This is a genomic window from Thermus igniterrae ATCC 700962 (genome assembly GCF_000376265.1).
Classification (GTDB): Bacteria; Deinococcota; Deinococci; order Deinococcales; family Thermaceae; genus Thermus; species Thermus igniterrae.
The window spans coordinates 1-23,256 of sequence record NZ_AQWU01000041.1 but is presented as its reverse complement, the minus strand read 5'-3'; the positions used below and the strand labels follow the sequence as shown (position 1 = coordinate 23,256).

Here is a 23,256-nt window from a genome sequence, read left to right as displayed (position 1 = left end):
AGCTTCTTTGGGTCCAGACGGTGAAGGAGGAGGGTGAGGATGGTGTGGCCCGGGGGGTTGCGCAGGCCCAGGTGGGGCAAGAGGTGAGGGTTGGCCCGGGCGAAACGTTCCACGCCGCGCAGGGAGTCCACGCGGGCGAGAAAGGCCACCAAGATGAGGGCCAACAAGCCCCACAAGGGATACCGCCGGTTGCGGGCCCTGGGGTCGGGGACTTGGGACAAGGCCTCGCGTAGGGTCATGCCCCCTCTTTACCCCAAGGCCGCATATCGGTCAAGTCTGGGTGTGTGACCCAGGGCTTGATTTTCACATGACAGGCTGGTAAGGTACAAATGTCCTTGGGTGTACCCAGGCGGTGTAAGAAATGTACGCATACCGGGTACTCTGGATGACGCTCCTGGCGGGCCTGGCCCTGGCGGCCCCCGACTTCAGCCGCTGGTTTGCCTTTTCCGAGGCGCAAAGCCTGGCCCAGGCCCACAGCCGCCTCCTTTTGGTGTACTTTCACAGCCCGGTTTGTCCTTACTGCGAGCAGATGAACACCTTCGTCCTTTCGGATCCGGCGGTGAGTCGTTTGCTGGAGGAGCACTACGTGGTGGCCTCGGTGAGCACCGCCACCCCGGAGGGGCAGGACCTGGCCCGGCGCTACCGGGTGCCGGGCACCCCGACCTTTGTCTTCCTCGTCCCCCGCAAGGGGGCGTGGGAGGAGGTGGGCCGGTTTTTTGGCAGCCGGCCCCGGGCGCAGTTCCTCTTGGAGCTACGCCAGATGTGTGCCAAAGGAGGTGTGTGTGAATAGGCGAGCGTTTCTGAGGACCACCGGTGCGGCCCTCTCGGCCCTGGCCTTGGCGGGGCTTCCCGTGAAGGCCCAGAGCCTGGAGGGCGAGGACCTGGCCAACCTGGAGAAGGCCTTGAAGGAGACCCTGGGCAAGGGCTTCAAGGACCTCACCCCCTCCAACCTGGTCAAGCTCACCATGCCCGCCATCGCCGAGAGCGGGGCCAACGTGCCGGCAGAGGTGGAGGTCAACCTGCCCGCGGGCCAGGTCAAGGCCATCCACCTTTTCGCCGACAAGAACCCCACCCCTCGCCTGGTGAGCTTCATGCCCATGAAGGCCATGCCCTACTACGCCACCCGGGTGCGCCTGGCGGAGACCAGCGCCATCCGGGCGGTGGTGGAGACCACGGACGGCAAGCTGCTTCTGGCCTCCGCCAGCACCCGCGTGACCGTGGGGGGCTGCGGTTAAGGAAGGAGGTAAAAGATGCCCATCCGCACCATTGTTCGTCTTACTCCGGCCAAGCCCAAGGCCGGCGAGGAGGTCCGCCTTCAGGCGGTGGCCCAGCACCCCAACGAGCCCGGGACCCGCCGGGACGAGCGGGGCAACCTGATCCCCGCCAACTACATCAACCTGGTGGAGGTGTACTTTGAGGGAGAGAAGGTGGCCGAGGCCCGCCCTGGCCCCTCCACCAGCGCCAACCCCCTCTACGGCTTCAAGTTCAAGGCGGAGAAGCCCGGTACCTTTACCGTCAAGCTCAAGGACACCAGCGGGGACACCGGGGAAGGTACAGTAAAACTGGAACTGGCCTAAGGTTTGGCGCCCGGATAACCGGGCGCCTTTATGGAGGTGGGTATATGCGCCTCAAGGCGTGGCAGGTGGCAGGCCTAATGGCCCTTTGGGTCCTGGCCTTCGCCTCGGCCCAGGAGGGCGTGGACCCCCGGGAGGAGGCCAAGCGCCAGAAGCAACTCCTCTTGGAGACCTCGGGTATCCTGCCCACGGAGCTCGTGGTGGAACAGGGCAAGGAGCTCTTCCAGCGTAAGGGCCCCTCCGGCAAGACCATGGCCGAGTGCGACTTCGGCTTGGGCAAGGGGGTTCTGGAGGGGGCAGCCGCTCGGCTTCCTCGTTACTTCCTGGACACCGGCAGGGTGGAGGACCTGGATAGCCGTATCCTCACCTGCATGACCCGGGTCCAGGGGTACAAGCGGGAACAGATCCGCCGGAGCGAGGTGGTGGCCGTGGCCTTCTACATCGCCAGCAAGTCCACGGGCAAGAAGATCCAGGTCCGCCTCCTCTTCCCCCAGGAGCGAGAGCTTTACGCCCTGGGGGAGAAGCTCTTCTACGCCCGCTCGGGGGCCCGGGATGTGGGCTGCGCCACCTGCCACGTGACCTATGTGGGCAAGCGTGCGGGGGTGTTGCCCTACGCCGACGTGCTGGGTAAGGACCAGTCCTGGACCCACTGGCCCGCCTACCGCTACTCCAACGACCAGATCTGGACCATGCAGGACCGCATCCGGGCCTGCTACGGCAACATCGCCCACCCCGCGCCCGACCTCTATTCCTTGCCCATTTTGGCCCTCGAGGTCTTCCTGGCCTACCGCAACAACGGGGCCGTGGTGGAGGAGTGGCCCGCTTTTGTGCGCTGAGGAGGGAGCATGAAAAAAGCCGCATTCGCGCTTTTGCTCCTGGGGTTGCTGGCCTTGGCCCTGGCGCAGCGGTACTTCGGCGACCAGGAGCTGGAGCAGATCAAGACCGCGGGCAAGGCTTACGCCGAGGTCTTCATCAACCAGCGCCCGGACCAGGCCCTCTGCTCCTTGCACAAAAACCGCCTTCCCGCCGACCTCCTCCCCAAGTTCCTGGAGGAGCAACGGGCCCAGATCAAGTACCCGCAAAGCGGGAAGCTCATGGGGGATTGGCGCAAGGGTGGGGCCATCTTCAACAACCTGCAGCGGGCTAACTGCTTCTCCTGCCACTACGGTTCCCCGGTGCACCTGGGTGGGGACGTGGGCCCCAGCCTGGAGAAGTACGGGCTCAAGCGGGGCCAGTCCGAGGCCATCCAGCGCTACACCTACGAGGTCATCTACAACGCCTGGGCCTACTTCCCCTGCACGGTCATGTACCGCTTTGGGGCTCAGGGCCTCCTCACCCCCGAGGAGATCGCCGACGTGGTGGCCTACCTCCTGGACCCCGAGTCCGACTTCAACACCAAACCGGCGGTGGGGTCCCGATGAACCGTAGGGAGCTCCTCTTCCTCCTCTCTTCCCTGGCTGCCCTGGGGCCCAGGGCCTTGGCCCGGACCCTGGAGGACCCCGCCCGCCTCTACGACCTCCCGCCCTACGGGGAGGCCAGCCTCCTCTACTTCTCCGACCTGCACGCCCAGGCCTTCCCCCACTACTTCATGGAGCCCCCCAACCTCATCGCCCCCAAGCCCCTCATGGGGCGGCCGGGCTATCTCACCGGGGAGGCCATCCTGCGGGCCTACGGGGTGGCGCGGGGTACCCCCTTGGCCTACCTGCTCTCCCACCTGGACTTCGTGGAGCTGGCCCGGGCCCTGGGGCCCATCGGGGGTTTCGGCCCCCTGGCGGCCCTGATCCGCCAGCAGAAGGCCCGGGTGGAGGCGGAGGGGGGTAAGGCCCTGGTGCTGGATGGGGGGGACACCTGGACCAACTCCGGCCTTTCCCTGCTCACTGGGGGCGAGGCCGTCGTGGAGTGGCAGAACCTGGTGGGGGTGGAGCACATGGTTTCCCACTGGGAGTGGACCCTGGGGCGGGAGCGGGTAGAGGCCCTTTTGGGGAAGTTCCGCGGGGAGCACCTCTCCTACAACGTGGTGGACGAGCTCTTCGGCGACCCCCTCTTCCCCGCCTACCGCATCCACGAGGCCGGGGGGTACGCCCTGGCAGTGGTGGGGGCCACCTACCCCTACGTGAAGGTCTCCCATCCCGAGGAGTTCACCCAGGGGCTTTCCTTTGCCCTGGACCTCAAGCGCCTCCAGGAGGCGGTGGACGCCGCCCGGGCCGAGGGGGCGGATGCGGTGGTCCTCCTTTCCCACAACGGCCTGCAACTGGATGCCGCCTTGGCGGAACGGGTGCGGGGCCTGGACCTCATCCTCTCCGGCCACACCCACGACCTCACCCCCCTTCCCTGGCGGGTGGGCAAGACCTGGATTGTGGCGGGTAGCGCTGCCGGCAAGGCCCTGATGCGGGTGGACCTGAAGCTCATGCGGGGAGGGATCGCCAACCTCAGGGTGCGGGTGTTGCCCGTTTTGGCCCAGCACCTGCCCCAGGCGGCGGACGTGGAGGCCTGGCTGGCGGCCCGCCTGGCCCCCCACCGGGCCCACCTCCTGGAGCCCCTGGCGGTCTCGGAAACCCTCCTCTACAAGCGGGACACCCTCTACTCCACCTTTGACGAGCTGGTGGGCCAGGCGGTGAAGGCCCTCTACCCCGAGGTGGAGGTGGTCTTCAGCCCCGCGGTGCGCTGGGGGACCACGGTGCTTCCCGGCCAGGCCATCACCCGGGACCACCTCTACGCCTACACGGGCTTCACCTACCCCGAGCTCTACCTCTTCTGGCTCCGGGGTGAGCAGATTCGGAGCGTGCTGGAGGACATCGCCAGCAACGTCTTCACCCCCGACCCCTTCTACCAGCAGGGGGGGGATGTGAGCCGCACCTTTGGCCTGCGCTACGCCCTGGACCCCGATGCCCCCACGGGCCAGCGGGTGCGGGAGGTGGAGGTGGGAGGTAAGCCCCTGGACCCCAACCGCCGCTACCTGGTGGCCGCCTACGGGGGGAGGCTCCAGCGGGTTGGGGAGGCCAAGGCCGGCCATGAGCCCAAGCCCATCTACGAGGTGCTGGCTACCTACCTGAAGTCTGTGGGCCGGGTGGCGGTGCCTCCCCGGCCCAACGTGCGCGTTTTGGGACGCAACTACCGCGTGCCGGAGGTGAGGGGATGAAGCGAAGGACATTACTGGTCATGGGTCTTCTCTTGGGCTTGGGGCTTTCCCAGGTGAACCCCTTCCGGGCCCGCCTCGAGGCCGCCCTCCACGGGGGAGGCCACGAGTTCGCCAGGGTGATGCTGGCCCAGGACAAGGGGCAGGCCCTCTGTTCCCAGTACCGGGACAGACTACCCCCTGACCTGGTGCCCCAGTTCCTGGCGGAGCAGAAGGCCCTCATCAAGTACCCCAAGGACGGCAAGCTTCTGGGGGACTGGAAGAACGGGGAGAAGGTCTTCACCGATCCCAAGCGGGGCAACTGCTACGCCTGCCACGCCGGGGACCCCAAGGAGGTGGCCTTCGGCACCATGGGCCCGAGCCTCACCGGTTACGGCCAGCGGGGCACCTCGGAGCCAGTGGTGCGCTACACCTACGAGAAGATCTACAACGCCTGGGCCTTCGTGCCCTGCTCCCTCATGTACCGGGGTGGGGTGCACGGCCTCTTCACCCCCGAGGAGACCGCGGACCTGGTGGCCTATCTCCTGGACCCCGCATCCCCCATCAACCGGAGGTGAGCGATGAGGAGCTATAAGCACCGCCTTTTCCTTGCCGGCCTGGCCCTTTTGGGGGTCCTGGGGGGGCTTTTCGCCTATACTCAGCAGCAGAAGCCCCTGGACCCCTACGAGGAGGCCATGCGCCAGCGGCAGATGTACCTGGAGACCTTCGGCGTTCTCCCCGGTGAGCTCTATGCGGAGGAGGGGAAGGAGCTCTTCTTCCGCAAGGGGCCCTCGGGCAAGACCCTGGAGGAGTGCGACTTTGGCCTGGGCAAGGGGAAGCTGCAAGGGGCCTACGCCGTCTTGCCCAAGTACTTCCCCGACTCCAGGCGGGTGGAGGACCTGGAGAGCCGGGTCTACACCTGCATGCAGACCGTGCAGGGCTTCAAGCCCGCCCAGATCAAGCGGGACGAGGTGAAGGCCATCACCACCTACATCGCCTCCTTCTCCTCCAAGGCCAAGATGCAGGTGGTGCCCAAGCACCCCCAGGAGCTGGCCCTTTACAACCTGGGCCGGGAGCTCTGGTACCACCGCGCCGGGGCCCGGGACATGAGCTGCGCGGTCTGCCACGACCAGTACGCGGGCCAGCGGGTGCGGCTCTCCCCGGTGCGCAGCCCCAAGCAGGGCCTGGGGAGCGAGTGGCCCGCCTACCGCTTTGAGGCGGACAAGCTCTACACCATGGAGGACCGCATCGCCTTCTGCTACGAGTCCATCGCCATCCCTGCCCCGGCCTTCTACTCCGAGCCCTACATCGCCCTCACCCTCTACATGCTGGCAGAGGCCACCAAGGCGGGAAAGAGCTTTGAGGAGCTCCCCTTCTTCACGAGGTGAGGATGCGCCGTCGGGACCTGCTCGCCCTGCTTCCCCTCCTTCCCCTGGCCAAGGCCCAGGGGGGAGGGGGGGACTGGGTGGCGGCCTTCGGGGCCTTCTTAAAACGGGTGCCCCCGGCGGGCTACCTGGTCTACCCCACGGAGGCCAAGGACCTCCTCCTCTTTGAGCCCTACATCCTGGACGTGCGCACGGCGGAGGAGCGGAGGCGGGGGTACATCCCGGGTTCGGTGCACATCTACGCGGGGCAGGTCCCGGACCGCCTGGCGGAGCTCCCCAAGGACAAGGAGGCCCTCATCCTGGTCTACTGCAACTCGGGGAGCGTCTCCATGGTGGTGGCGGCCTACCTGCAGGCTCTGGGGTACAAGAACGCCAAGAACATCGCCCATGGGTTCAAAGGCTGGCTGGACGCCGGCCTGGAAGTGGAGGGTGGTTCATGAGGAAGCTTTTGGCCTTAGCGGTGCTTTTGGGCCTGGCCCTGGGCCAGGCGTTGGTGGTGGAGGTGCGGGGCTCCTTGGAGGCGGTGGAGGCCAAGGCCCTGGCCGCCTTGAAGGGGGTAGGCCTCGAGCCCGACCGGGTGCTCAACCTGGGGGAGCAGGTGCGCCAGGTGACGGGCCCCGGCTTTCCTGAATACCGCCTCATCGTGCTGAAGCCGGAGAAGGGTAGCCTGGAGGCGGTGAGCAAAAACCCCATGGCCGCCATCGTGCTGCCCCCCACGGTCTTCATCACCGGGCAGGGCCAAAACTACATGGTGGGCACCTTTGACGGCCGGCTCCTCTTCGGCATGCTCGGGGTCTACGGCGGCGAGGTGCAGCACCTGGTCTGGCGCCTCGAGGCCGCCCTGGGCCGCCTGGGGGTGGTGAAGCGCCTTCCCCCCGCCGTGATGCCCGACCCCAACAGCGGCATGATGCCGGCCCTCCTCTACCGGGTCCCCGGGGCCAAGGTGGAGGACGTGGTCCTCATGGTGGAGAGCGAGCTCACCGCCAACGGCCTCAACCTCCTGCCCAACGTCAAGGTGGGCCCGGTCACGGTGATCATGCCCTGCAAGAGCGAGTGGGCCCGCGTCATGTTCCTCACCCAGCCCGCTGGGGGCTTCGCCGCTCCCTGCCGCTTCTTCGCCATGCAGATGGGGCCGGATGTCCTGGTGGGGGCCATTGAGCCCATGCTCATGACCATCATGCCCGGGGTCATGGGCACCCCGGCGGTGGCCATGCTCCAGGAGGCCCGCCGGGTCATGACCGAGATCCTGGTGGCCGCGGGCGGGGAGCCCTACCGCCCTGGTCGGTAAGGGAGGAAGCATGAAGAAGGTGAACCGGAGGGATCTACTCAAGAGCGGCGCGGCCCTGGCTGCGGCCGGGGCCCTGGGGGGCAGCGGCTTCGCTCAGGAGTTTTACAGCCGTCCTCCCACCCTGCTCCCCCGAACCCGCAAGCCCCGGGTGGTGGTGATCGGGGGCGGCTGGGGCGGGACCACGGTGGCGCGGAAGCTGGTCCAGGCGGGGGTCAACGCCGAGGTGGTGCTGGTGGAGCAGCGCCCCATCTTCATGTCCTGCCCCATGTCCAACCTCTACCTGGCCGGGGCCAAGCCCCTGGAGTGGATGGTCTTTGACTACACCAACGTGGTCAAGGACGGGGTGATCTTCGTCCAGGAGAGGGTTCTGGACATCAACCGCGACCGCCGCCTGGTGCGGACCACCGGGGGCTACCTCTCCTACGACTACCTGGTCCTCGCCCCGGGCATTGACTACATGTACGAGGCCATCCCCGGCTACGCGGAGGCCAAGCACCTCCTCCCCGTGGCCTTCAAGCCCTTTGAGCACGTGGCCCTGAGGCGCATGCTGGACCAGTTTGACGAAACTGGGGGCGAGCTCGTCATGTACATCCCCAACCCTCCCTACCGCTGCCCCCCGGGCCCCTACGAGCGGGCGGCCATGCTGGCCTGGCGGCTCAAGACCAAGGGGGTCAAGGGGAAGATCACCGTGCTGGACGCCAACCCCCAGCCCATCTCCAAGGCCGCGGGCTTCCTGGCCGCCTTCAACGACCTCTACAAGGGGGTGCTGGAGTACGTGCCCAACACCCGCATCACCGGCATTGACTACGAGAAGAAGCTGGTGAAGACCGAGCTTGGGGATGTCCCCTTCACCGTGGCCAACGTCATCCCCCCCATGAAGGCCGGGGAGCTGGTGCGCATCGCCGGGCTGGGGGAGCGCTGGGCCAACATCCGCCTGCCCTACTTCCTCTCGGAGAAGGACGACCGGGTCTACCTGGTGGGGGACATCATCGGCAACACCCCCTACCCCAAGAGCGGCATGGTGGCCTACGTCTCCGGCACCATCGTGGCCCGCCACCTGGCCCAGCGCCTCCAGGGCAAGCCCCTGGCTGAGATCCCCTACGAGCTTCCCACCAACATCTGCTACTCCTTCGTGAACTCCGAGGAGGCCATCTGGGTGGCCCACCAGCACTCCTGGGACGAGGCGCAAAGGCGCATTCTCCAGCAGAGCAACGTGGACAACCAGCGTTCCCAGGCCAGCGGCATCGCCGCCATCGGCTGGGCCAATGGCATTTGGAACGACATGTTTGGCCCCGCCTAAAGACCCTGCCCCGCCCCTTTGGGGGCGGGGTTTTTCTCGCCGCCATAGCATACGATGGGAGGGTATATGGACCGAAGGAAGTTTTTCCGGCTTCTGGGCGCGGGGGGTCTTCTGGGCCTGCTCAAGGCCAGGGCCCAGACCCCACCTTGGAGCGAGGAGACCTTTGCCACCACCCGCACCCTGGGGGCGCCTCTTTCCGAGTACGGCACCCGGAGTCCCTTTGAGGAGGGGGTGGTGCGCTACATCTCCCCCAACCTGCGCACCCGGCACTCCGGGGCGGACTTCGCCCCCTTGGAGAAGCTGGAGGGGGTCATCACCCCCAACGGCCTCTTCTTTGAACGGCACCACAGCGGGGTGCCCCAGGTGGACCCCGCCAAGTACCGCCTGGTGATCCACGGCATGGTGGAGCGCCCCCTGGTCTTCACCCTGGAGGACCTCAAGCGCTTCCCCTCCGTCACCCGCACCTACTTCATTGAGTGTGCCGGCAACGGGCAAAACGGCTACCGCAACCCCCCGGACCCCCAGCTCACCGCCACCCGCAGCCGGGGCTTGGCCTCCAACGCCAGCTGGACGGGGGTGCCCCTGAGCCTGCTCCTCAAAGAGGCAGGGGTGAAGCCGGGGGCCCGGTGGCTCATTCCCGAGGGGATGGACGCCGCCATGTACACCCGCTCCCTGCCCCTGGAGAAGGCCATGGAGGACGTCCTGGTAGCCTACGCCCAGAACGGGGAGGCCCTCCGCCCCGAGCAGGGCTACCCCGTGCGCCTGGTGGTGCCGGGCTGGGAGGGGAGCATCCAGGTGAAGTGGCTCCGGCGCATCCTGGTCACGGACCAGCCGGCCATGGCCAAGGACGAGACCAGCGAGTACACCGACGTCATGGCCGACGGCAAGGTGCTGGCCTTCACCTGGGTCATGGACCCCGAGTCCATCATCACCTACCCTTCGGGCCTGCAGCAGATCAAGCCGGGCTTCCACGAGATCCGGGGCCTGGCCTGGAGCGGGCACGGGCGCATCACCAAGGTGGAGGTCTCCTTTGACGAGGGCAGGACCTGGCGCCAGGCCACCCTGGAGCCCCCGGTGGAGCGCTACGCCTTCGTGCGCTTCAAGATGCCCTGGTACTGGGACGGCAAGGAGGTGGTCCTCTGGAGCCGGGCCTGGGACGAGAAGGGGAACACCCAGCCCACCCGGGAGGAGTTCTTCAAGAAGTGGGGCAAGAATAACCGCTACCACTACAACGCCATCCAGGCCTGGCGCATCCTGCCCGATGGCCGGGTGGTGAACGGGGACCGGCCCCTGGGCACCCAGGCCTTCGGCCCCGCGGGGGGTTGCGGCGGGGAGGTGTTTGATGGTTAGGCGCCTTTGGGTGTTTTTGGCCCTCTTGGGCCTGGCGGTGGGGGCCCGGTACAACCTGGGCACCCCCATCAGCGAGGAGCTTGCGGCCCAGTACGACCTCAGGCCCGTGGTCCTGCCCGATGGCCGGGGGCTTCCCCCCGGGGAGGGACGGGTGGAGGAGGGGGAAAAGATTTACGCGGCCAAGTGCGCTTCCTGCCACGGGGCCCAGGGCGAGGGGTATCCCTTCAACCGCCTGGTGGCCGAGCCCTTCCCCATCACCCCGGACACCGAGCCCGTGGAGTACGCCATCGGCAACTACTGGCAGTACCCCACCACCCTTTACGACTACATCCGCCGGGCCATGCCCTTTGGCGCCCCCGGGACCCTCACAGACGAGGAGGTCTACCACCTGGTGGCCTGGCTCCTCTATATGAACGGCATCATTGAGGCGGACGAACCCATCAACCAGAAGACCCTGCCCCAGGTGCGCATGCCCGCCCGGGAGCTTCTGCACCTGGACCCCGAGACCAAGCGCCGCTTCCCCTGGCTCACCCTGCCCTAGGATGAAGGCATGAGTCTTTCCCTGGGCGCGGCTTTTCTGGCGGGGGTGCTCTCCTTCCTCTCCCCCTGCGTGCTTCCCCTGGTCCCCACCTACCTCTTCTACCTGGGGGGGGAAAGGGGGCGCCCCCTTTTCAACGCCCTCTTCTTCGTCCTGGGCTTTGGCGTGGTCTTCTTCCTCCTGGGGCTACCCTTCACCCTTCTGGGGGGGCTCCTCTTTGAGCACCGGCAGACCCTGGCCCGGGTAGGGGGTGGGGTGCTGGTCCTCTTCGGCCTCTACATGCTGGGCCTGAGGCCCCGCTGGGGGGTGAACCTGCGCTACGAGGGGGAGACGGGCCGGCCCTGGGGGGCCTTCCTCCTGGGGGCCACCCTGGGCCTAGGCTGGACCCCCTGCATCGGCCCCATCCTGGGGGCCATCCTCACCCTCACCGCCGTGGGGGGTGGGGTGGGGTTTTTGCTGGCCTACATCCTGGGCCTGGCCGTCCCCTTCCTCCTGGTGGCCCTTTTCGCCGAGCGGCTTAAGGGGTGGTTGCGCCGGGCGGGGCGGCTTTCCCACTACGTGGAGCTTCTGGCGGGGGTGGTCCTCCTCCTGGTGGGGGTCCTGCTCCTCACCGGCACCTACACCGCCCTCAATACCTTCTTCCTCCGGATTACCCCGGAGTGGTTGCAGAAGTACCTGTAAGGGGGCATACCCAGGGACCCTTGTCCCCCGGGTATACCCCTAAACTGATGGAAGCATGCTCTTGCGCCTCGAGGCCATCTCCAAGCGTTTCGGCCGCGACTGGGTCCTGAGGGATCTCTCCTTTGCCCTAGACCGGGGGGAGGTGGTGGCCCTCCTGGGCCCCAACGGTTCCGGCAAGACCACGCTCCTTAGGCTCATGGCGGGGCTTTTGAAGCCCACCCGCGGCCGGGTGGAGCGGGGGGGGAGGGTGCTCTTTCTCCCCAACCCCCCGGCCTTCCACCGCCACCTCACCGCCCGGGAGCACCTCCTCTACGACCTGGCCTTCCACGGGGGCAGGGGGGACTGGCGGGGGGCTTTGGTCCGGTTCGGCCTGCCGGAGAACCTTCCCCTGGCGGCCTTTTCCAGCGGGATGAAGAAGCGTCTGGCCCTGGCCCGCCTGATCCTCCTTGGGCCGGACCTCTGGCTTCTGGACGAGCCGGAGACGGCCCTGGACGGGGAGGGGCGGGAGTTGCTCTTGAAGGTCTTGCAGGAGGCCCGCCAGGGGGCCGGGGTGGTCCTGGCCACCCACGACCGGGCCCTGGCGGCCCAGGTGGCCGACCGCACCCTGGAACTGGGGGTGGCGTGAGGCGGGCGGTGGTCCAGGGGGTGCCTGGGGAGGGTGGTGGGTTGCGGCGGGCCCTCTTGCTTGCCCTGAGGGACCTGCGCCTGGAGGTGCGGGACCGGGCGGGGCTCCTTTCCGTGCTGGCCTTTTTTGGGGTGATGCTCTTCATCATGGCCCTGGCCCTGGGGCCGGAGGAGGCCCCCTTGCGCCGGGCGGCCCCCGGGGTCTTGTGGGTGGCCCTGGCCTTCGCCAGCACCCTGCTTTCCACCCGGGCCTTTGCCCTGGAGGTGGAGGACGGCACCCTGGACGACCTCCTCCTGGTGCCCGGAGGGAAGGAATGGGTCTACTTCGGCAAGCTCCTCTTCCAGATGCTCCTCCTCCTCCCCCTTTCCGCCCTGGCCTTCTTGATGGCGGCAGGCCTCTTCTACCTGCCCCTGGAAAAGGCCCTGCCCATCCTCCTCACCCTGGCCCTGGGCACCCTGGGCTACGCCAGCGTGGCCACCTTTTACGCCGGCCTCCTGGCCCGCCTCAGGGGGCGGGAGGTCCTTCTGCCCCTCCTTCTCTTTTCCCTGGTGGTGCCCGTGGTCCTCTCGGCGGTGCGGGCCACCGCGGGCCTGGTGGAGGGGCTTCCCCTTTCGGAGGTGGCCTCCTGGTGGCAGCTATTGGCGGTGTTTGACGTGGTCTACCTCACCGCAAGTGCCCTCCTTTTCCCCGTGGTCATGGAGGGGTAGGGGGCCACAAACTTTTCACCTGCCGCAAGGCTATGCTTAGGTGCGTGGAGGCAAGCGATGCTTAAGGCGACGGTTTCCGATCGGCCCGACCTTTTCACCTGGGCCTTCCTGGGTTTGGGGCTCCTCCTCCTGCCCCTGGGGCTTTACCTGGCCCTTTCTGCCCCCCCGGACGTGAACCAGGGCTATCTGGCCCGCATCATGTACCTGCACGTGCCCGGGGCCTGGCTGGGGTATCTGGCCTTCTTCGTCACCTTCCTCTACTCCCTCCTCTACCTCTTCCGCCAGGACCCCCGGTACGACCGGGTGGCCCTGGCCAGCGCGGAGATTGGGCTGGTCTTCATGGGACTGGCCCTGGTCACGGGGATGCTCTGGGCCAGGCCCACCTGGGGGGTCTACTGGACCTGGGAGCCCAGGCTCACCACCACCGCCATCCTCTTCGCCGTTTACGTGGGCTACTTCCTCCTGCGGGGGGCCATTGAGGACCCGGAGCTAAGGCGCAAGGCGGCGGCGGCCGTGGGCATCCTGGGCTTCATCAACGTGCCCATCAGCTATATGTCGGTGAAGTGGTGGCGGAGCCTGCACCAGACCCAGTCCATAGACCTCACCACCGGCAAGATCCACATGGCCCCGGAGATGCTCCAGGCCCTGCTCTTCAACCTCCTGGTCTTCACCCTGCTCTACCTGGGCTTCGTGCGCCTCAGGGCCCTGGTGGCGGCCCTCGAGGCCAGAAAGGAGGAGGCATGAGCGAGGTCTTCGTCACCTGGGTCTACACCCTCACCTACCTCACGGTGTTCGGCTACCTGGCCTACCTCTTCTGGCGCTACCGGAGGGCACGATGAAGGCTAAATACCTGGTGGGGGTTCTGGTCATCCTGGGGGCCCTGGCCTACATGATCTTCGGGGGTCTGGGGCGCAACCTGGTCTACTTCCTGACCCCCTCGGAGTACCTCCAGGACCAGGCCAAATATCAGAACCGCCCCGTGCGCCTGGGTGGCCTGGTGAAGGAGGGCACGGTCCAGTACGACAAGGACCGGCTGGAGCTCCGCTTCGTCCTCACCGATGGGGTGGCCGAGGTGCCGGTCCTCCACCGCGGCACCCCCCCGGGGATGTTCAAGGAGGGGCAGGGGGTGGTGGTGGAGGGCCGCTTCGGGGAGGGGGTCTTCCAGGGGAGCAACCTCCTCGTCAAGCACTCGGAGACCTACCAGCCCCCCAAGGAGGGCTGGACCCCGGAGGACGTGCGTAAGCTGATTGAGGAGGCCAAGTGAATCCGGCCCTTCTGGGCAACCTGGGCGTGAGCCTGGCCCTGGCCTTCAGCCTCCTGGGCCTGGCCCTGGCCCTCCTCGCCTACTTCCAGGGGGATGGGCGCTTCCTGCGGGGGGCGCGGGCCTTGGTCCTGCCTGCTCTCCTGGCGGCCCTGGCTGCCTTTTTGGCCCTGGAGTGGGCCCTCCTCACCCACGACTTCCGCGTGGCCTACGTGGCCAAAAACCACTCCCTCCAGGACCCCCTCTGGGTGACCCTGGTCACTCCCTGGGCCGCCCTGGAGGGGAGCATCCTCCTCTGGGGCCTGCTCCAAACCCTCTACACCTTCCTGGCCGCCCGCAAGCCCCTGGACCCCTGGCGGGCCTCCTTGGTGCTGGCGGTGCTTTTTGGCATCCAGGTCTTCTTCTTCGGCGTCATGGCCACCATCGCCAGCCCCTTTGAGACCCTGCCCAATCCCCCGGCGGACGGGGTGGGGCCCAACCCCCTCCTGCAGAACCACTGGATGATGGCCGTTCACCCCGTGCTCATGTACCTGGGCTTCGTGGGCCTCAGCGTCCCCTTTGCCTACGCGGTGGCGGCCATGGCCGTGCGGCGCTACCAGACCTGGGTGGAGGAGACCAGGTGGTGGGCCCTCATCGCCTGGGGCTTCCTCACCGCGGGCAAGGTGGCGGGGATGTGGTGGAGCTACGAGGTGCTGGGCTGGGGTGGCTACTGGGCCTGGGACCCGGTGGAGAACGCCAGCTTCATCCCCTGGCTCCTGGCCACGGCCTTTTTGCACACCGCCATCGTGCAGCAGACCCGGGGGGCCTTCAAGGCCTGGAACTTCGCCTTCGTCACCCTGGCCTTCGCCGCCACGGTGCTGGGCACCTTCCTCACCCGTAGCGGGGTGATCATGTCGGTGCACGCCTTCGCCGAGGGACCGGTGGGGCCGGCCTTCCTGGGCTTCTTCCTCCTTTCCACCAGCCTGGGCCTGGGCCTCCTCTCCCGGGTGGGGCGGGAGGTGCGGGACACCGCGGTCTTCCGGCCCCTTTCCCGGGAGGGGACCCTGCTCCTGGGGGCCTTCTTCTTCGCCGGCTGGGCCCTGGTGGTCCTCCTGGGCACCTTCTACCCCCTCCTGGTGGAGGCCTTCGCCGGGGCCAAGGTGAGCGTGGGGGCCCCCTTCTTCAATCAGATCTCCGCCCCCATCGGGGCGGGGATCCTCCTCCTCATGGGCGTAGGGCCCATCCTCCCCTGGCGCCGGCCCCGGGCGGAGGTCTTCCGCAACCTCTACCTCCTCCTGGCGGTCCTGGCCGGGGGAACGCTTCTTGGCCTCCTCCTGGGCTACACCCTGGGGGCCTCCTTGGCGGTGGGCCTCTTCCTCTACAACCTGGCGGCCATCCTCCTCCTGGTGCGGGAGGGGGTGCTGGGGCGCAAGGCGGCGGGGCTTTCCCCCTGGGGCTTTTTGGAGAACCGCCGGCGGGTGGGGAGCCTGGTGGTGCACCTTGGCGTGGCCCTCATGGGCCTAGGCATCGCCTTCAGCCAGACCTACCGTCTGGAGGCCGAGAAGACCCTCTACCAGGGCCAGGCCTGGGAGGTGGCGGGGGTGCGCATGGCCTTCCAGGGGGTGCGGGCCTTGGACGAGGGGCGCCGTTTCGCCGTGGAGGCCCTCCTGCGCACGGACCGCTTCGGGGAGGTGCGGCCCAGGCTCCACTTCTACCCCCAGATGAACGCCCCCCTGCCCGCCCCCAAGGTGATCTACACCCCGGGGAACGACTACTACTTCCTCCTCATGGACTTTGACCGGGAGAAGGGGACCTGGGCCTCGGTGCGCCTCATCGTCACCCCCCTGGTCTTCTGGATGTGGGTGGCCGGGGGGCTCATGGCCCTGGGCACGCTCTACATCCTCTGGCCCGCCAGGGGGGCCGAGGCGGCGAAGGGGGTGAGCCCGGCGTGAGGAGCTGGCTCTGGGTGGGGCTGGTCCTGGCCCTGGGGGGGCTTTTCCTCTGGGGGATGCAGCGCAACCCAAGGGAACTCCCCTCGGTCCTGGCCAAGGAGCGCCGCCCGGCTCCCGACTTCACCCTGCCCCTTCTTCCCCCCTACCGGCAGGCCTGGGGGGAGACCCTGCGCCTTGCCGACCACCTGGGAAAGCGGCCCATCGTGCTCAACTTCTGGGCCAGCTGGTGCTACCCCGCCTGCTACGAGGAGGCACCGGTCCTCGAGGCCGTCTGGCGGCGCTACCGGGACCGGGTCCTCTTCCTGGGGGTGAACACCCAGGACAAGGAGGCCGAGGCCCTGCGCTTCGTGGCCCAGTTCGGCCTCACCTTCCCCAGCGTCTTTGACCCCCGGGGCCGGGTGGGGGTGGACTACGGCATGTACGGGGTCCCCGAGACCTTCTTCATCGACCAGGAGGGCCGGGTCCTGGCCCGGCACGCGGGGGCCATAGACCAGGCCACCCTGGAGAAGTACCTGAAGGAGGCCATGCCATGAGGGTATGGGTTTTGCTTCTGGCCCTCTTCCTACCCGCCCTGGCCCAGGAGGGGCCGCCCCCCGACCTCTCCCCAGAGGTCTTCGCCATCGCCCGGGAGCTCCGCTGTCCTGTGTGCCAGGGGGAGAGCGCCGCGGAGAGCAACGCCGGGGTGGCGGTGGAGATGCGCCGCCTCATCGCGGAGATGCTCCAGGAGGGCAAGACGGAGGCGGAGATCAAGGCCTTCTTTGTGGACCGCTATGGGGAGTGGATCCTCTACGAGCCCCCGCGGCAGGGCCTTACCCTTTGGGTCTGGCTCTTACCCTTGGCGGGGCTTCTCCTCCTAGGCGCAGGTCTTTTCGCCTACTTCCGTCCCCGGCGCACCCTGCCCCCTGAGCTTCTGGAGGAGGCGGAGCGCCGCCTGAAGGAGCCTCCAGCATGATGGCGACCCTCTTTTTCCTGCTTTTCCTCCTCCTTGGCCTCTACCTGGCCCTTAGGCCCCTCTGGGGGCCCAAGGACCCCTTCCCCGAACCGCCCCGGCGGGAGGAGCTGTTGCGGGAGCTTTCCGTGCTCCAGGAGGAGGTGGGGGCCCTCGAGGGGGAGGAGAAGAAGCTGGCCCTGGCCCGCATGGTGGAGCTGGAACGGGCCCTGGAGGGCTGGCGCCCCCCTGAGCCCAGGGCCTTCAACCCCCTTCCCGTGGCCCTGGCCCTGGGGGTCGCCCTCCTCCTGGGGGTGGGGCTTTGGCGCTACACCCTGCCCCGCCTGCCCGGGGAGACCACCGTGACCCAGCGGGCCGAGGCCCGGGAGCTCAGGGCCCTTTCCCAGAAGGCCAAGCGCACGGGGGCGGTGGAGGACCTCCTGGCCTGGGGGCGGCGGGCTTATGAGCTCCAGGTCTACGAGGAGGCGGCCGAGGCCTACCTGGAGGTCCTCAAGAAGGACCCCAAGAACGTGGAGGCGGTGCGCCGGGTGGGCATCCTCCTCTTCATGGGGGGGCGCCTGGAGGAGGCCCAGATGTTCCTGGAGATCGCCCAGCACGCGGACCCCAAGGCCGCCGAGGGCTGGCTTTTCTTGGGGAACCTCTACTTCCAAAAGGGCCAGATGCCGGAGGCCATCGCCGCCTGGGAGCGGTACCTGGAGGTGGGGGGCGAGGCCCGGGAGCGGGTGGAGGGCCTCATCGCCATGGCCCGGGCCCAGGCCCAGGGAGGCAGGGATGGTAAGAGCGTCTTCCAGGCCCGCTGCGCCCTCTGCCACGGGGCCCAGGGGGAGGGAGGCCTGGGGCCCAAGCTCCAGGGGAACCCCATCCTCAAGGCCCCGGAAGCGGTGCGGGAGATCGTGCTCAAGGGACGGGGTCAGATGCCCCCCGTGCCCCTGGGGGAGGAGGAGCTTAAGGCCCTCCTAGACTACCTGGCCGGGCTATGAGGCGGCGCGACCTTTTCTTCTACGTGCCTGTGGCCGTGGCGGGGGGGTTTTTTACCTGGCTGGGGGTGCGCACCTACAACCTGCGCTTCCGCCCCCGGCCCGGGGTGGGGGAGCCCACCTGGAAGGAGGGGCCCAGGGTGGTGGTGGCCCGGGTGGGGGAGCTTGGCCTTTGGCAGGCCAAGCCCTTTGACTACCCCCTACCCCTGGGTCCTTTGCGGGCCTACCTCCTGCGCCTTCCCGAGCCGGCCCCCGGGGGGCTTTCCCTGGGGGAGGAGCACTACCTGGCCCTGAGCCGCATCTGCACCCACCAGGCCTGCACCCTGAACTACGTCCCCGACCCCGAGGCCGCCTCCATCCTCTACAACTTCCGCTACGAGAGGCCCTTTTTGGGCTGCCCCTGCCACTTCGGCGCCTTTGACCCCCTCCTGGGGGGGAAGGCCGTTTACGGCCCGCCCCGCTACCCCTTGCCCCGCCTGCGGCTGGAGGCTGAGGGAGAGGTGATCCTGGCCACGGGACACGAGGTGCCCCTGAGGCCCATGGAGGGGATGTAGACTCCCCCCATGGACAAGGTGCATCTGGGCACCCTGGCCGTCCACGGGGCTTGGGCCGAGGAGCCCGCCAATGCCCCTGCCCTCCTACCCCTCTACCAGTCGGCGGCCTGGGCCTTCCGCGACCTGGACGAGGTGGATGCCGTCTATGAGGGGCGCCTGCCCGGGGCGGTCTACGTCCGGAGCGGCACCCCCAACCACCAGGCCCTGGAGGCCCTCCTGGCGGCCCTGCACGGGGGGGAGGCGGCCCTGGCCACGGCTAGCGGCATGGCGGCCTTCACCGCCCTCTTCCTGGCCCACCTGCGTCCCGGGGCCCGGGTGGTGGCCTCCAGGGACCTCTACGGCACCACCTTGGGCCTCCTGGGGGACCTGGTCCGCTTCGGGGTGGAGGTGGTGGTCCTGGACGCCACCCAGCTACCCCAGGTGGAGGCGGCCCTGACCCCGGGAAGCCTCCTCCTGGTGGAAACGGTCTCCAACCCCCGCATGCGGGTGGCCGACCTTCCCGCCCTGGCCGCCCTGGCCCGGGCCCGGGGGGCTCTTTTGGTGGTGGACAACACCTTCGCCACCCCTTACCACGCCCGCCCCCTGGACCTGGGGGCGGACCTGGTGGTGGAAAGCCTCACCAAGTTCCTCTCCGGCCACCACCAGGTCCTTCTGGGGGGCGTGGTGGGGCCAAGGGCCCTCCTGGAGCCCCTGCGGGGGGTGGCCGTGCGGGCCGGCCTGGTCCCCAATCCCTGGGAGTGCTGGCTGGGGGCTGAGGGGGCTAAGACCCTGGAGGTGCGCCTGGCCCGGGCCTCGGCCACGGCCTTGCACCTGGCCCGCTTCCTTGCGGGCCATCCCAAGGTGCGGGCGGTGCACTACCCGGGCCTCCCCACCCATCCCGACCACGCCGTGGCCTCCCGGGTTCTTCGCCGGGGATACGGGGCCATGCTGGCCTTTGAGCTGGCGGCGGACCGCCAGGGGATAAACCGCTTCCTAAGGGCGCTACGCCGCATCCGCCTGGTGCTTTCCCTGGGGGGGACGGAAACCACCCTATCCCACCCCGCCACCTCCTCCCACCGCTTCCTGTCCCCGGCCGAGCAGGAGGCCCTGGGCCTCCACGAGGGCTTCCTGCGCCTTTCCGTGGGCATAGAGGACCCCGAGGACCTGGAAGGGGAGCTCCAAGGGGCCCTGGAGGCCCTTTAGTCCCCGAGGCGCACCCGCACGAAGCGGTCCCGGCCCCGTTGCAATACCCGGGGGCGGGAGAGGTCCACCTCGAGGCCCGGGTCGGTGATGAGCTCCCCGTCCAGGCGCAGGCCCCGGTTGCCAATGAGCCGCCGGGCCTCGGCGTTGGAGGGGGTGAGGCCTGCCAGGGTGAAAAGCCGGGCCACCCAGATGCGCCCCTCCTTGAGCTCCGTGGGGGGAATGGCCACCTCGGGGATGTCCTCGGGGATGCCCCCCTTGGCCACCTCTTCGTAGCGGGCTTCCGCCTTCTGCACCTCCTCGGGGCCCACGCCCCGGTCCTTGCCCAGGGCCTCCCAGGCGTAGCCCAGGCCCTCGTAGAAAGCCCGGTCAATGCGGGCGGGCAGGATGGGCCTGGCGTAGGCGGCGGTGAGGAGGCGGGCCAGGACCCGGTGGGCGGGAACGGGGCCCGCCTGGAGGAGGGTCCTCACCTCCTCCTCCTCCAGGTCGGTGAGGAGGCGGAAGTAGTCCGGGAGGAGGGGGTCGGGCACCCGCATGAGCTTCTTGAACATCACCTCCGGAGGCTCGGCCACCCCGATGTAGTTGTCCAGGCTCTTGCTCATCTTCTCCCGGCCGTCTAGGCCCACCAGGAGGGGCATGAGGAAGGCCACCTGGGGGGCTTGGCCGTAGGCCCGTTGCACCTCCCGGCCCACCAGGAGGTTGAACCGCTGGTCCGTCCCTCCCATCTCCACGTCGGCTCGGATGGCCACGGAGTCGTAGGCCTGGGCAAAGGGGTAGAGGAACTCGTGCAGGGAGATAGGAATGCCCTCCTCGTAGCGTTTTTTGAAGTCCTCCCGTTCCAGCATCTGGGCTACGGTCATGAGGGAGGTAAGGCGCACCACCTCCTTGAAGCTCAACGCCTCCAGCCACTCGGAGTTGTAGCGGAGCTCAAAGAGGTGGGGTTCCTGCCGCAGGATCTTCCCCGCCTGCTCCACGTAGGTCTTGGCGTTTTCCCGGGTCTCTTCCAGGGTGAGAGGGGGCCTGGTCCGGCTCCGGCCCGAGGGGTCCCCGATCATGCCCGTGAAGTCGCCGATGATGAGGACCACCTTGTGCCCTAGCTCCTGGAACTGGCGCATCTTGCGCAGGACCACCGCATGCCCCAGATGGAGGTCGGGCCGGGTGGGGTCGGCCCCCAGCTTCACCGTGAGGGGGCGGCCTTCCTTGAGCTTCGCCAGAAGCTCCTCCTCGGGGATGATCTCCTCGGCCCCCCGCTTGAGGAGAAGGAGGGCCGCTTCCGGGGAGAGCGGGGCGTCGGCCATCGCCATGAGCCCAAGTATACTGAAGGCAATGCTGCGGTTGCTCCTCCTTCTGGCGGCCCTTCTGGGCCTTTACTGGTACGCGGAGCGCTACGGCCTGGCGGTGGGCTACCCTCCCTTTCTACCCGTTTTCTACTGGAAGTATAGCGGGGAGGCCCGGTACCCCCTGAAGGTGACGGGGCTTTACGATACGGTCAAGGTGAAGGTCTCCGGTAGCCTCCAGGAAGGGCGGGTTTTCGTGGCCCTTCTGGAGGGGAGCCGGCCCCTGGGGGAGCGGGTCTTCCAGGGGAGTTTTCAGGAGGAGGTGCGCTTTGCCGTGCGGCCCGGGGAGTACCTCCTCCGCTTCCGCCTGGAGGAGGCCAAGGGCCAGGTGCGCTACGACTGGGTGGCCACCAAGTTTGCCCCTTAGGCGGGGGGTGTGCTACACTTAGGCCTGGTCTGCCCCGAGGGGGCATAAGGGGAGAACGATGGCGCAGAAAAAGCCCAAGAGGAACCTTTCCGCGTTGAAGCGGCACCGGCAGTCCCTGAAGCGCCGGCTTCGCAACAAGGCCAAGAAGTCGGCCATCAAGACCCTGAGCAAGAAGGCGGTCCTTCTGGCCCAGGAGGGCAAGGCCGAGGAGGCCATCAAGATCCTGCGCAAGGCCGAGAGCCTCATCGACAAGGCGGCCAAGGGCTCCACCCTGCACAAGAACGCTGCCGCCCGGAGGAAGTCCCGGCTTGCGCGTAAGGTCCAGAAGCTCCTTTCTGCCGTGAGCGCCTAAAGGGGGGAAGATGGGCAAGGGCGATCGTCGTACCCGCAGGGGCAAGATCTGGCGGGGCACCTACGGCAAGTACCGCCCCCGCAAGAAAAAGTAAGGCTTCACCTCACGGGGCTTAGGGGGACCTAGCCTTCCCCCTCCTTTTCCATTTCCCAGGTGAGGTCCCGCAGGAGCCACCCCCGGCCCGGGGGGGTGAGCTCCCCTGAGGCCAGGCCCTGGACCAGGTAGCGGCGCACCAGGCCCACGGGGACCCCCTGGGCGATGATTTCCCCCAGGTTGCGGGTGCCGTCCAGGAGGGTGACCAGGTGCCCAAACTCCTCCAGGGTTCGGTTCCGCTTCCCCTGGTGCTTGATGCGCAGGGCGTACCAGGCGTAGCGGCGCAGGGGGTAGAGGTCCCCTTCCCGCACCCCCATATAGGCCCGCTCCATGGCGATGAGGAGGGGCACCCCCCAGGCCTTGGCCGCGGCCCGCACGCTCTTTCCCCCTTCAAAGACCTCCAGGGGGGGCTTGGGGCGGATGGCCTCCAGCACCCGGCTGGGGGAGTCCACCAGGGTGCGGAAGCGGTCCCACTCGTCGTTCACCCGGGCCCACTCCCCCAGGAGGACGGAGAAGGGCATGAGGGGCTTTTCCTCCCCCGCGGGCCCCGGCTGGAAGCGGAAGGGGCCTTCCTTGGGGTGCAGGGGGAAGGTGAAGAGGGCCTCGAGGCCCTCCCAGTCCAGGAGGGCCGCCCCCACCACCTCTCCCGCGGCGAAGCGCAGGCTGAGGGGCAGAGGACCCACCCTGAGCTCCAGCACCCCCGAGCGCCGGTGGCCGTGGATGAGCTCCAGGAGTTCCGTGAGGGGGATGGTGTTCAGGTTTCCTTCCAGAAGTATCCCTCCCCTATATCCAAGACTAGCGTACGCCCTTCCCCCCGGTAGGCCTCGAGGGCCCGGGCCACCCTTTCCTCCTCCCCAGTGCGCACCAAGGCCGCCAGGGTGGGCCCTGCCCCCCCCACGAAGGCTGCCAGGGCGCCGGCGGCCAGGGCCTCCTCTATGGCCTCCAGCACCCCCGGCATCAGGTGGGCCCGATGGGGCTGGTGGAGCCGGTCCCGGCAGGCTTCCTTTAGGGCCTCTAGCCTTCCCGCAAAGAGGGCCGCGGGCCAGAGGGCGGCCCTGGCCAGGTTGAAGACGGCGTCCTGCAGGGGCACCCGTTCGGGCAGGGCCGCGCGGGCCAGGGGGGTGGGCACCTCGTAGGGGGGGATGGCCAGGACAAACCGCACCCCCTCGGGCCTGGGCAGGGGGATGGCCAGGGGAGGATAGCTCAGGGCGGCCACGAAACCCCCCAAGACCGCGGGGGCCACGTTGTCCGGGTGGCCCTCGAGGCCCGCCGCCACCCGGAAGACTCCCTCCCGCCCGAGCTTTCCTCCGGAAAGGCGGTCCGCCAGGGCCACCCCGGCCACCAGGGCGGCGGAGGAGCTCCCCATGCCCCGGGCGAGGGGGATGGGGTTGAAGGCCCGCACCCGCAGGGGCTCCGGCTTCAGCCCCAAGGCGTCCATTCCCGCCCGGTAGCCCTGGTGGATGAGGTTGTCCTCACCCTCCACCTGTCCTTCCCCCTCGTAGTGGAAGGCATCCTTGGGGGCCGGCTCGGCCTCCACCTCCAGGTAGAGGTCCAGGGCCACCCCTAAGGCGTCAAACCCCGAGCCCAGGTTGGCCAGGGTGGCGGGGACATAGAGGCGGGTTGGGTGATCCATACGTCCTACACCGCCCCCAGAATACCAGGAGCTTTCTGGGGTTTAGACAAGAAGAAGAAG

The 23,256-nt window shown here is 68.2% G+C and carries 31 protein-coding genes; 27 read left to right on the top strand and 4 right to left on the bottom strand.

Annotated elements, in window-relative coordinates; genetic code table 11:
- Window positions 1–239, bottom strand: a 239-nt coding sequence (locus B128_RS0102225; RefSeq protein WP_018110661.1) for a transposase family protein, incomplete at its 3' end; no start/stop codon positions are given.
- 146 nt (window positions 240–385) lie between these two features.
- Between B128_RS0102225 and B128_RS0102220 the strand changes: the two genes are divergently transcribed.
- The 24 genes from B128_RS0102220 to B128_RS0102100 all read left to right on the top strand — a co-directional run bounded on the left by B128_RS0102220 (window position 386) and on the right by B128_RS0102100 (window position 19,417).
- Window positions 386–790 carry a thioredoxin fold domain-containing protein gene (locus B128_RS0102220; RefSeq protein ID WP_018110660.1) on the top strand — a complete coding sequence of 135 codons (405 nt, stop codon included), beginning with the start codon at window positions 386–388 and terminating at the stop codon, window positions 788–790.
- Entirely contained in the window at window positions 783–1,235 is a 453-nt protein-coding gene (gene soxY, locus B128_RS0102215; protein ID WP_018110659.1) for a thiosulfate oxidation carrier protein SoxY, read from the top strand. The genes B128_RS0102220 and soxY overlap by 8 nt, the downstream gene beginning before the upstream one ends.
- 15 nt (window positions 1,236–1,250) lie before the next feature.
- Window positions 1,251–1,577: a thiosulfate oxidation carrier complex protein SoxZ gene (gene soxZ, locus B128_RS0102210; protein ID WP_018110658.1), complete on the top strand. Its 327-nt coding sequence runs from the start codon at window positions 1,251–1,253 to the stop codon at window positions 1,575–1,577.
- Window positions 1,578–1,654: 77 nt separating this feature from the next.
- Window positions 1,655–2,410 (top strand): sulfur oxidation c-type cytochrome SoxA, encoded by a 756-nt coding sequence (gene soxA, locus B128_RS0102205; protein WP_040683556.1) that lies wholly within the window; start codon window positions 1,655–1,657, stop codon window positions 2,408–2,410.
- Window positions 2,411–2,419: 9 nt separating this feature from the next.
- Window positions 2,420–2,995 carry a sulfur oxidation c-type cytochrome SoxX gene (gene soxX, locus B128_RS0102200; protein ID WP_018110656.1) on the top strand — a complete coding sequence of 192 codons (576 nt, stop codon included), beginning with the start codon at window positions 2,420–2,422 and terminating at the stop codon, window positions 2,993–2,995.
- Window positions 2,992–4,713 carry a thiosulfohydrolase SoxB gene (gene soxB, locus B128_RS0102195; RefSeq protein ID WP_018110655.1) on the top strand — a complete coding sequence of 574 codons (1,722 nt, stop codon included), beginning with the start codon at window positions 2,992–2,994 and terminating at the stop codon, window positions 4,711–4,713. The genes soxX (B128_RS0102200) and soxB overlap by 4 nt, the downstream gene beginning before the upstream one ends.
- The gene (soxX, locus tag B128_RS0102190; protein ID WP_026174953.1) at window positions 4,710–5,267 is read left to right on the top strand and encodes a sulfur oxidation c-type cytochrome SoxX; all 558 of its coding nucleotides are present in this window, start codon (window positions 4,710–4,712) and stop codon (window positions 5,265–5,267) included. The genes soxB and soxX (B128_RS0102190) overlap by 4 nt, the downstream gene beginning before the upstream one ends.
- 3 nt (window positions 5,268–5,270) lie before the next feature.
- Window positions 5,271–6,077 (top strand): sulfur oxidation c-type cytochrome SoxA, encoded by an 807-nt coding sequence (gene soxA / locus B128_RS0102185; RefSeq protein ID WP_018110653.1) that lies wholly within the window; start codon window positions 5,271–5,273, stop codon window positions 6,075–6,077.
- A 2-nt stretch (window positions 6,078–6,079) separates the two neighbouring features.
- Window positions 6,080–6,514: a rhodanese-like domain-containing protein gene (locus tag B128_RS0102180; RefSeq protein ID WP_018110652.1), complete on the top strand. Its 435-nt coding sequence runs from the start codon at window positions 6,080–6,082 to the stop codon at window positions 6,512–6,514.
- Entirely contained in the window at window positions 6,511–7,362 is an 852-nt protein-coding gene (locus B128_RS0102175) for a translation initiation factor 2 (protein ID WP_018110651.1), read from the top strand. The genes B128_RS0102180 and B128_RS0102175 overlap by 4 nt, the downstream gene beginning before the upstream one ends.
- A 10-nt stretch (window positions 7,363–7,372) precedes the next feature.
- The gene (locus tag B128_RS0102170) at window positions 7,373–8,662 is read left to right on the top strand and encodes an FAD-dependent oxidoreductase (RefSeq protein WP_018110650.1); all 1,290 of its coding nucleotides are present in this window, start codon (window positions 7,373–7,375) and stop codon (window positions 8,660–8,662) included.
- Between the two features lie 66 nt (window positions 8,663–8,728).
- Entirely contained in the window at window positions 8,729–10,012 is a 1,284-nt protein-coding gene (gene soxC, locus B128_RS0102165; RefSeq protein ID WP_018110649.1) for a sulfite dehydrogenase, read from the top strand.
- The gene (locus tag B128_RS0102160; protein ID WP_018110648.1) at window positions 10,005–10,553 is read left to right on the top strand and encodes a c-type cytochrome; all 549 of its coding nucleotides are present in this window, start codon (window positions 10,005–10,007) and stop codon (window positions 10,551–10,553) included. Before soxC ends, B128_RS0102160 begins: the two co-directional genes overlap by 8 nt.
- A 9-nt stretch (window positions 10,554–10,562) precedes the next feature.
- Complete coding sequence (gene ccdA, locus B128_RS0102155; protein ID WP_018110647.1) at window positions 10,563–11,231, top strand: cytochrome c biogenesis protein CcdA; 669 nt, start codon at window positions 10,563–10,565, stop codon at window positions 11,229–11,231.
- A gap of 55 nt (window positions 11,232–11,286) precedes the next feature.
- Window positions 11,287–11,856 (top strand): ABC transporter ATP-binding protein, encoded by a 570-nt coding sequence (locus tag B128_RS0102150; protein WP_018110646.1) that lies wholly within the window; start codon window positions 11,287–11,289, stop codon window positions 11,854–11,856.
- Window positions 11,857–11,897: 41 nt separating this feature from the next.
- Window positions 11,898–12,563 carry a heme exporter protein CcmB gene (locus B128_RS0102145; RefSeq protein ID WP_026174952.1) on the top strand — a complete coding sequence of 222 codons (666 nt, stop codon included), beginning with the start codon at window positions 11,898–11,900 and terminating at the stop codon, window positions 12,561–12,563.
- A gap of 57 nt (window positions 12,564–12,620) precedes the next feature.
- Window positions 12,621–13,307 (top strand): cytochrome c biogenesis protein CcsA, encoded by a 687-nt coding sequence (ccsA, locus tag B128_RS0102140; protein WP_018110644.1) that lies wholly within the window; start codon window positions 12,621–12,623, stop codon window positions 13,305–13,307.
- Between the two features lie 91 nt (window positions 13,308–13,398).
- Window positions 13,399–13,827, top strand: coding sequence for a cytochrome c maturation protein CcmE (ccmE, locus tag B128_RS0102130; protein ID WP_018110642.1), 429 nt, complete (start codon window positions 13,399–13,401; stop codon window positions 13,825–13,827).
- A complete protein-coding gene (locus tag B128_RS0102125; protein ID WP_018110641.1) occupies window positions 13,824–15,755 on the top strand; it encodes a heme lyase CcmF/NrfE family subunit in 1,932 nt (643 codons plus the stop codon). The genes ccmE and B128_RS0102125 overlap by 4 nt, the downstream gene beginning before the upstream one ends.
- A complete protein-coding gene (locus tag B128_RS0102120) occupies window positions 15,752–16,288 on the top strand; it encodes a TlpA family protein disulfide reductase (RefSeq protein WP_018110640.1) in 537 nt (178 codons plus the stop codon). Before B128_RS0102125 ends, B128_RS0102120 begins: the two co-directional genes overlap by 4 nt.
- Window positions 16,285–16,707, top strand: a complete 423-nt coding sequence (locus B128_RS0102115) for a cytochrome c-type biogenesis protein (RefSeq protein ID WP_018110639.1) — start codon at window positions 16,285–16,287, stop codon at window positions 16,705–16,707. Before B128_RS0102120 ends, B128_RS0102115 begins: the two co-directional genes overlap by 4 nt.
- A complete protein-coding gene (locus tag B128_RS0102110) occupies window positions 16,704–17,684 on the top strand; it encodes a c-type cytochrome (RefSeq protein ID WP_018110638.1) in 981 nt (326 codons plus the stop codon). Before B128_RS0102115 ends, B128_RS0102110 begins: the two co-directional genes overlap by 4 nt.
- Entirely contained in the window at window positions 17,681–18,235 is a 555-nt protein-coding gene (locus B128_RS0102105; RefSeq protein WP_018110637.1) for a Rieske 2Fe-2S domain-containing protein, read from the top strand. Before B128_RS0102110 ends, B128_RS0102105 begins: the two co-directional genes overlap by 4 nt.
- A 9-nt stretch (window positions 18,236–18,244) precedes the next feature.
- Entirely contained in the window at window positions 18,245–19,417 is a 1,173-nt protein-coding gene (locus B128_RS0102100) for a trans-sulfuration enzyme family protein (protein ID WP_018110636.1), read from the top strand.
- On the opposite strand, the gene tyrS is transcribed toward B128_RS0102100, so the two are convergent.
- On the bottom strand, window positions 19,414–20,718 hold the full coding sequence (gene tyrS, locus B128_RS0102095) for a tyrosine--tRNA ligase (protein WP_211207068.1): 1,305 nt from the start codon (window positions 20,716–20,718) through the stop codon (window positions 19,414–19,416). The genes B128_RS0102100 and tyrS overlap by 4 nt on opposite strands.
- Window positions 20,719–20,740: 22 nt before the next feature.
- Between tyrS and B128_RS0102090 the strand changes: the two genes are divergently transcribed.
- The 3 genes from B128_RS0102090 to B128_RS12155 are packed head-to-tail and all read left to right on the top strand — an operon-like array spanning window position 20,741 to window position 21,564.
- Window positions 20,741–21,118: a hypothetical protein gene (locus B128_RS0102090; protein WP_018110634.1), complete on the top strand. Its 378-nt coding sequence runs from the start codon at window positions 20,741–20,743 to the stop codon at window positions 21,116–21,118.
- 58 nt (window positions 21,119–21,176) lie between these two features.
- Window positions 21,177–21,470, top strand: coding sequence for a 30S ribosomal protein S20 (gene rpsT / locus B128_RS0102085; RefSeq protein WP_018110633.1), 294 nt, complete (start codon window positions 21,177–21,179; stop codon window positions 21,468–21,470).
- Between the two features lie 10 nt (window positions 21,471–21,480).
- Complete coding sequence (locus B128_RS12155) at window positions 21,481–21,564, top strand: 30S ribosomal protein THX (RefSeq protein ID WP_008632889.1); 84 nt, start codon at window positions 21,481–21,483, stop codon at window positions 21,562–21,564.
- 28 nt (window positions 21,565–21,592) lie between these two features.
- Here B128_RS12155 and B128_RS0102075 read toward each other — a convergent pair whose 3' ends face one another.
- Entirely contained in the window at window positions 21,593–22,333 is a 741-nt protein-coding gene (locus tag B128_RS0102075; protein WP_026174950.1) for a DUF4388 domain-containing protein, read from the bottom strand.
- Window positions 22,318–23,196, bottom strand: a complete 879-nt coding sequence (thrB, locus tag B128_RS0102070; protein WP_018110631.1) for a homoserine kinase — start codon at window positions 23,194–23,196, stop codon at window positions 22,318–22,320. The genes B128_RS0102075 and thrB overlap by 16 nt, the downstream gene beginning before the upstream one ends.
- Window positions 23,197–23,256 lie beyond the last annotated feature (60 nt).

Coding starts and splice junctions, on each gene's coding strand:
- B128_RS0102220 (WP_018110660.1), top strand. CDS start 386: ATGACGCTCCTGGCGGGCCTGGCCCTGGCGGCCCCCGACTTCAGCCGC.
- soxZ (WP_018110658.1), top strand. CDS start 1,251: ATGCCCATCCGCACCATTGTTCGTCTTACTCCGGCCAAGCCCAAGGCC.
- soxA (WP_040683556.1), top strand. CDS start 1,655: ATGGCCCTTTGGGTCCTGGCCTTCGCCTCGGCCCAGGAGGGCGTGGAC.
- soxX (WP_018110656.1), top strand. CDS start 2,420: ATGAAAAAAGCCGCATTCGCGCTTTTGCTCCTGGGGTTGCTGGCCTTG.
- soxB (WP_018110655.1), top strand. CDS start 2,992: ATGAACCGTAGGGAGCTCCTCTTCCTCCTCTCTTCCCTGGCTGCCCTG.
- soxX (WP_026174953.1), top strand. CDS start 4,710: ATGAAGCGAAGGACATTACTGGTCATGGGTCTTCTCTTGGGCTTGGGG.
- soxA (WP_018110653.1), top strand. CDS start 5,271: ATGAGGAGCTATAAGCACCGCCTTTTCCTTGCCGGCCTGGCCCTTTTG.
- B128_RS0102180 (WP_018110652.1), top strand. CDS start 6,080: ATGCGCCGTCGGGACCTGCTCGCCCTGCTTCCCCTCCTTCCCCTGGCC.
- B128_RS0102175 (WP_018110651.1), top strand. CDS start 6,511: ATGAGGAAGCTTTTGGCCTTAGCGGTGCTTTTGGGCCTGGCCCTGGGC.
- B128_RS0102170 (WP_018110650.1), top strand. CDS start 7,373: ATGAAGAAGGTGAACCGGAGGGATCTACTCAAGAGCGGCGCGGCCCTG.
- soxC (WP_018110649.1), top strand. CDS start 8,729: ATGGACCGAAGGAAGTTTTTCCGGCTTCTGGGCGCGGGGGGTCTTCTG.
- B128_RS0102160 (WP_018110648.1), top strand. CDS start 10,005: ATGGTTAGGCGCCTTTGGGTGTTTTTGGCCCTCTTGGGCCTGGCGGTG.
- ccdA (WP_018110647.1), top strand. CDS start 10,563: ATGAGTCTTTCCCTGGGCGCGGCTTTTCTGGCGGGGGTGCTCTCCTTC.
- B128_RS0102150 (WP_018110646.1), top strand. CDS start 11,287: ATGCTCTTGCGCCTCGAGGCCATCTCCAAGCGTTTCGGCCGCGACTGG.
- ccsA (WP_018110644.1), top strand. CDS start 12,621: ATGCTTAAGGCGACGGTTTCCGATCGGCCCGACCTTTTCACCTGGGCC.
- ccmE (WP_018110642.1), top strand. CDS start 13,399: ATGAAGGCTAAATACCTGGTGGGGGTTCTGGTCATCCTGGGGGCCCTG.
- B128_RS0102115 (WP_018110639.1), top strand. CDS start 16,285: ATGAGGGTATGGGTTTTGCTTCTGGCCCTCTTCCTACCCGCCCTGGCC.
- B128_RS0102110 (WP_018110638.1), top strand. CDS start 16,704: ATGATGGCGACCCTCTTTTTCCTGCTTTTCCTCCTCCTTGGCCTCTAC.
- B128_RS0102105 (WP_018110637.1), top strand. CDS start 17,681: ATGAGGCGGCGCGACCTTTTCTTCTACGTGCCTGTGGCCGTGGCGGGG.
- B128_RS0102100 (WP_018110636.1), top strand. CDS start 18,245: ATGGACAAGGTGCATCTGGGCACCCTGGCCGTCCACGGGGCTTGGGCC.
- tyrS (WP_211207068.1), bottom strand. CDS start 20,718: ATGGCGATGGCCGACGCCCCGCTCTCCCCGGAAGCGGCCCTCCTTCTC.
- B128_RS0102090 (WP_018110634.1), top strand. CDS start 20,741: ATGCTGCGGTTGCTCCTCCTTCTGGCGGCCCTTCTGGGCCTTTACTGG.
- rpsT (WP_018110633.1), top strand. CDS start 21,177: ATGGCGCAGAAAAAGCCCAAGAGGAACCTTTCCGCGTTGAAGCGGCAC.
- B128_RS12155 (WP_008632889.1), top strand. CDS start 21,481: ATGGGCAAGGGCGATCGTCGTACCCGCAGGGGCAAGATCTGGCGGGGC.
- thrB (WP_018110631.1), bottom strand. CDS start 23,196: ATGGATCACCCAACCCGCCTCTATGTCCCCGCCACCCTGGCCAACCTG.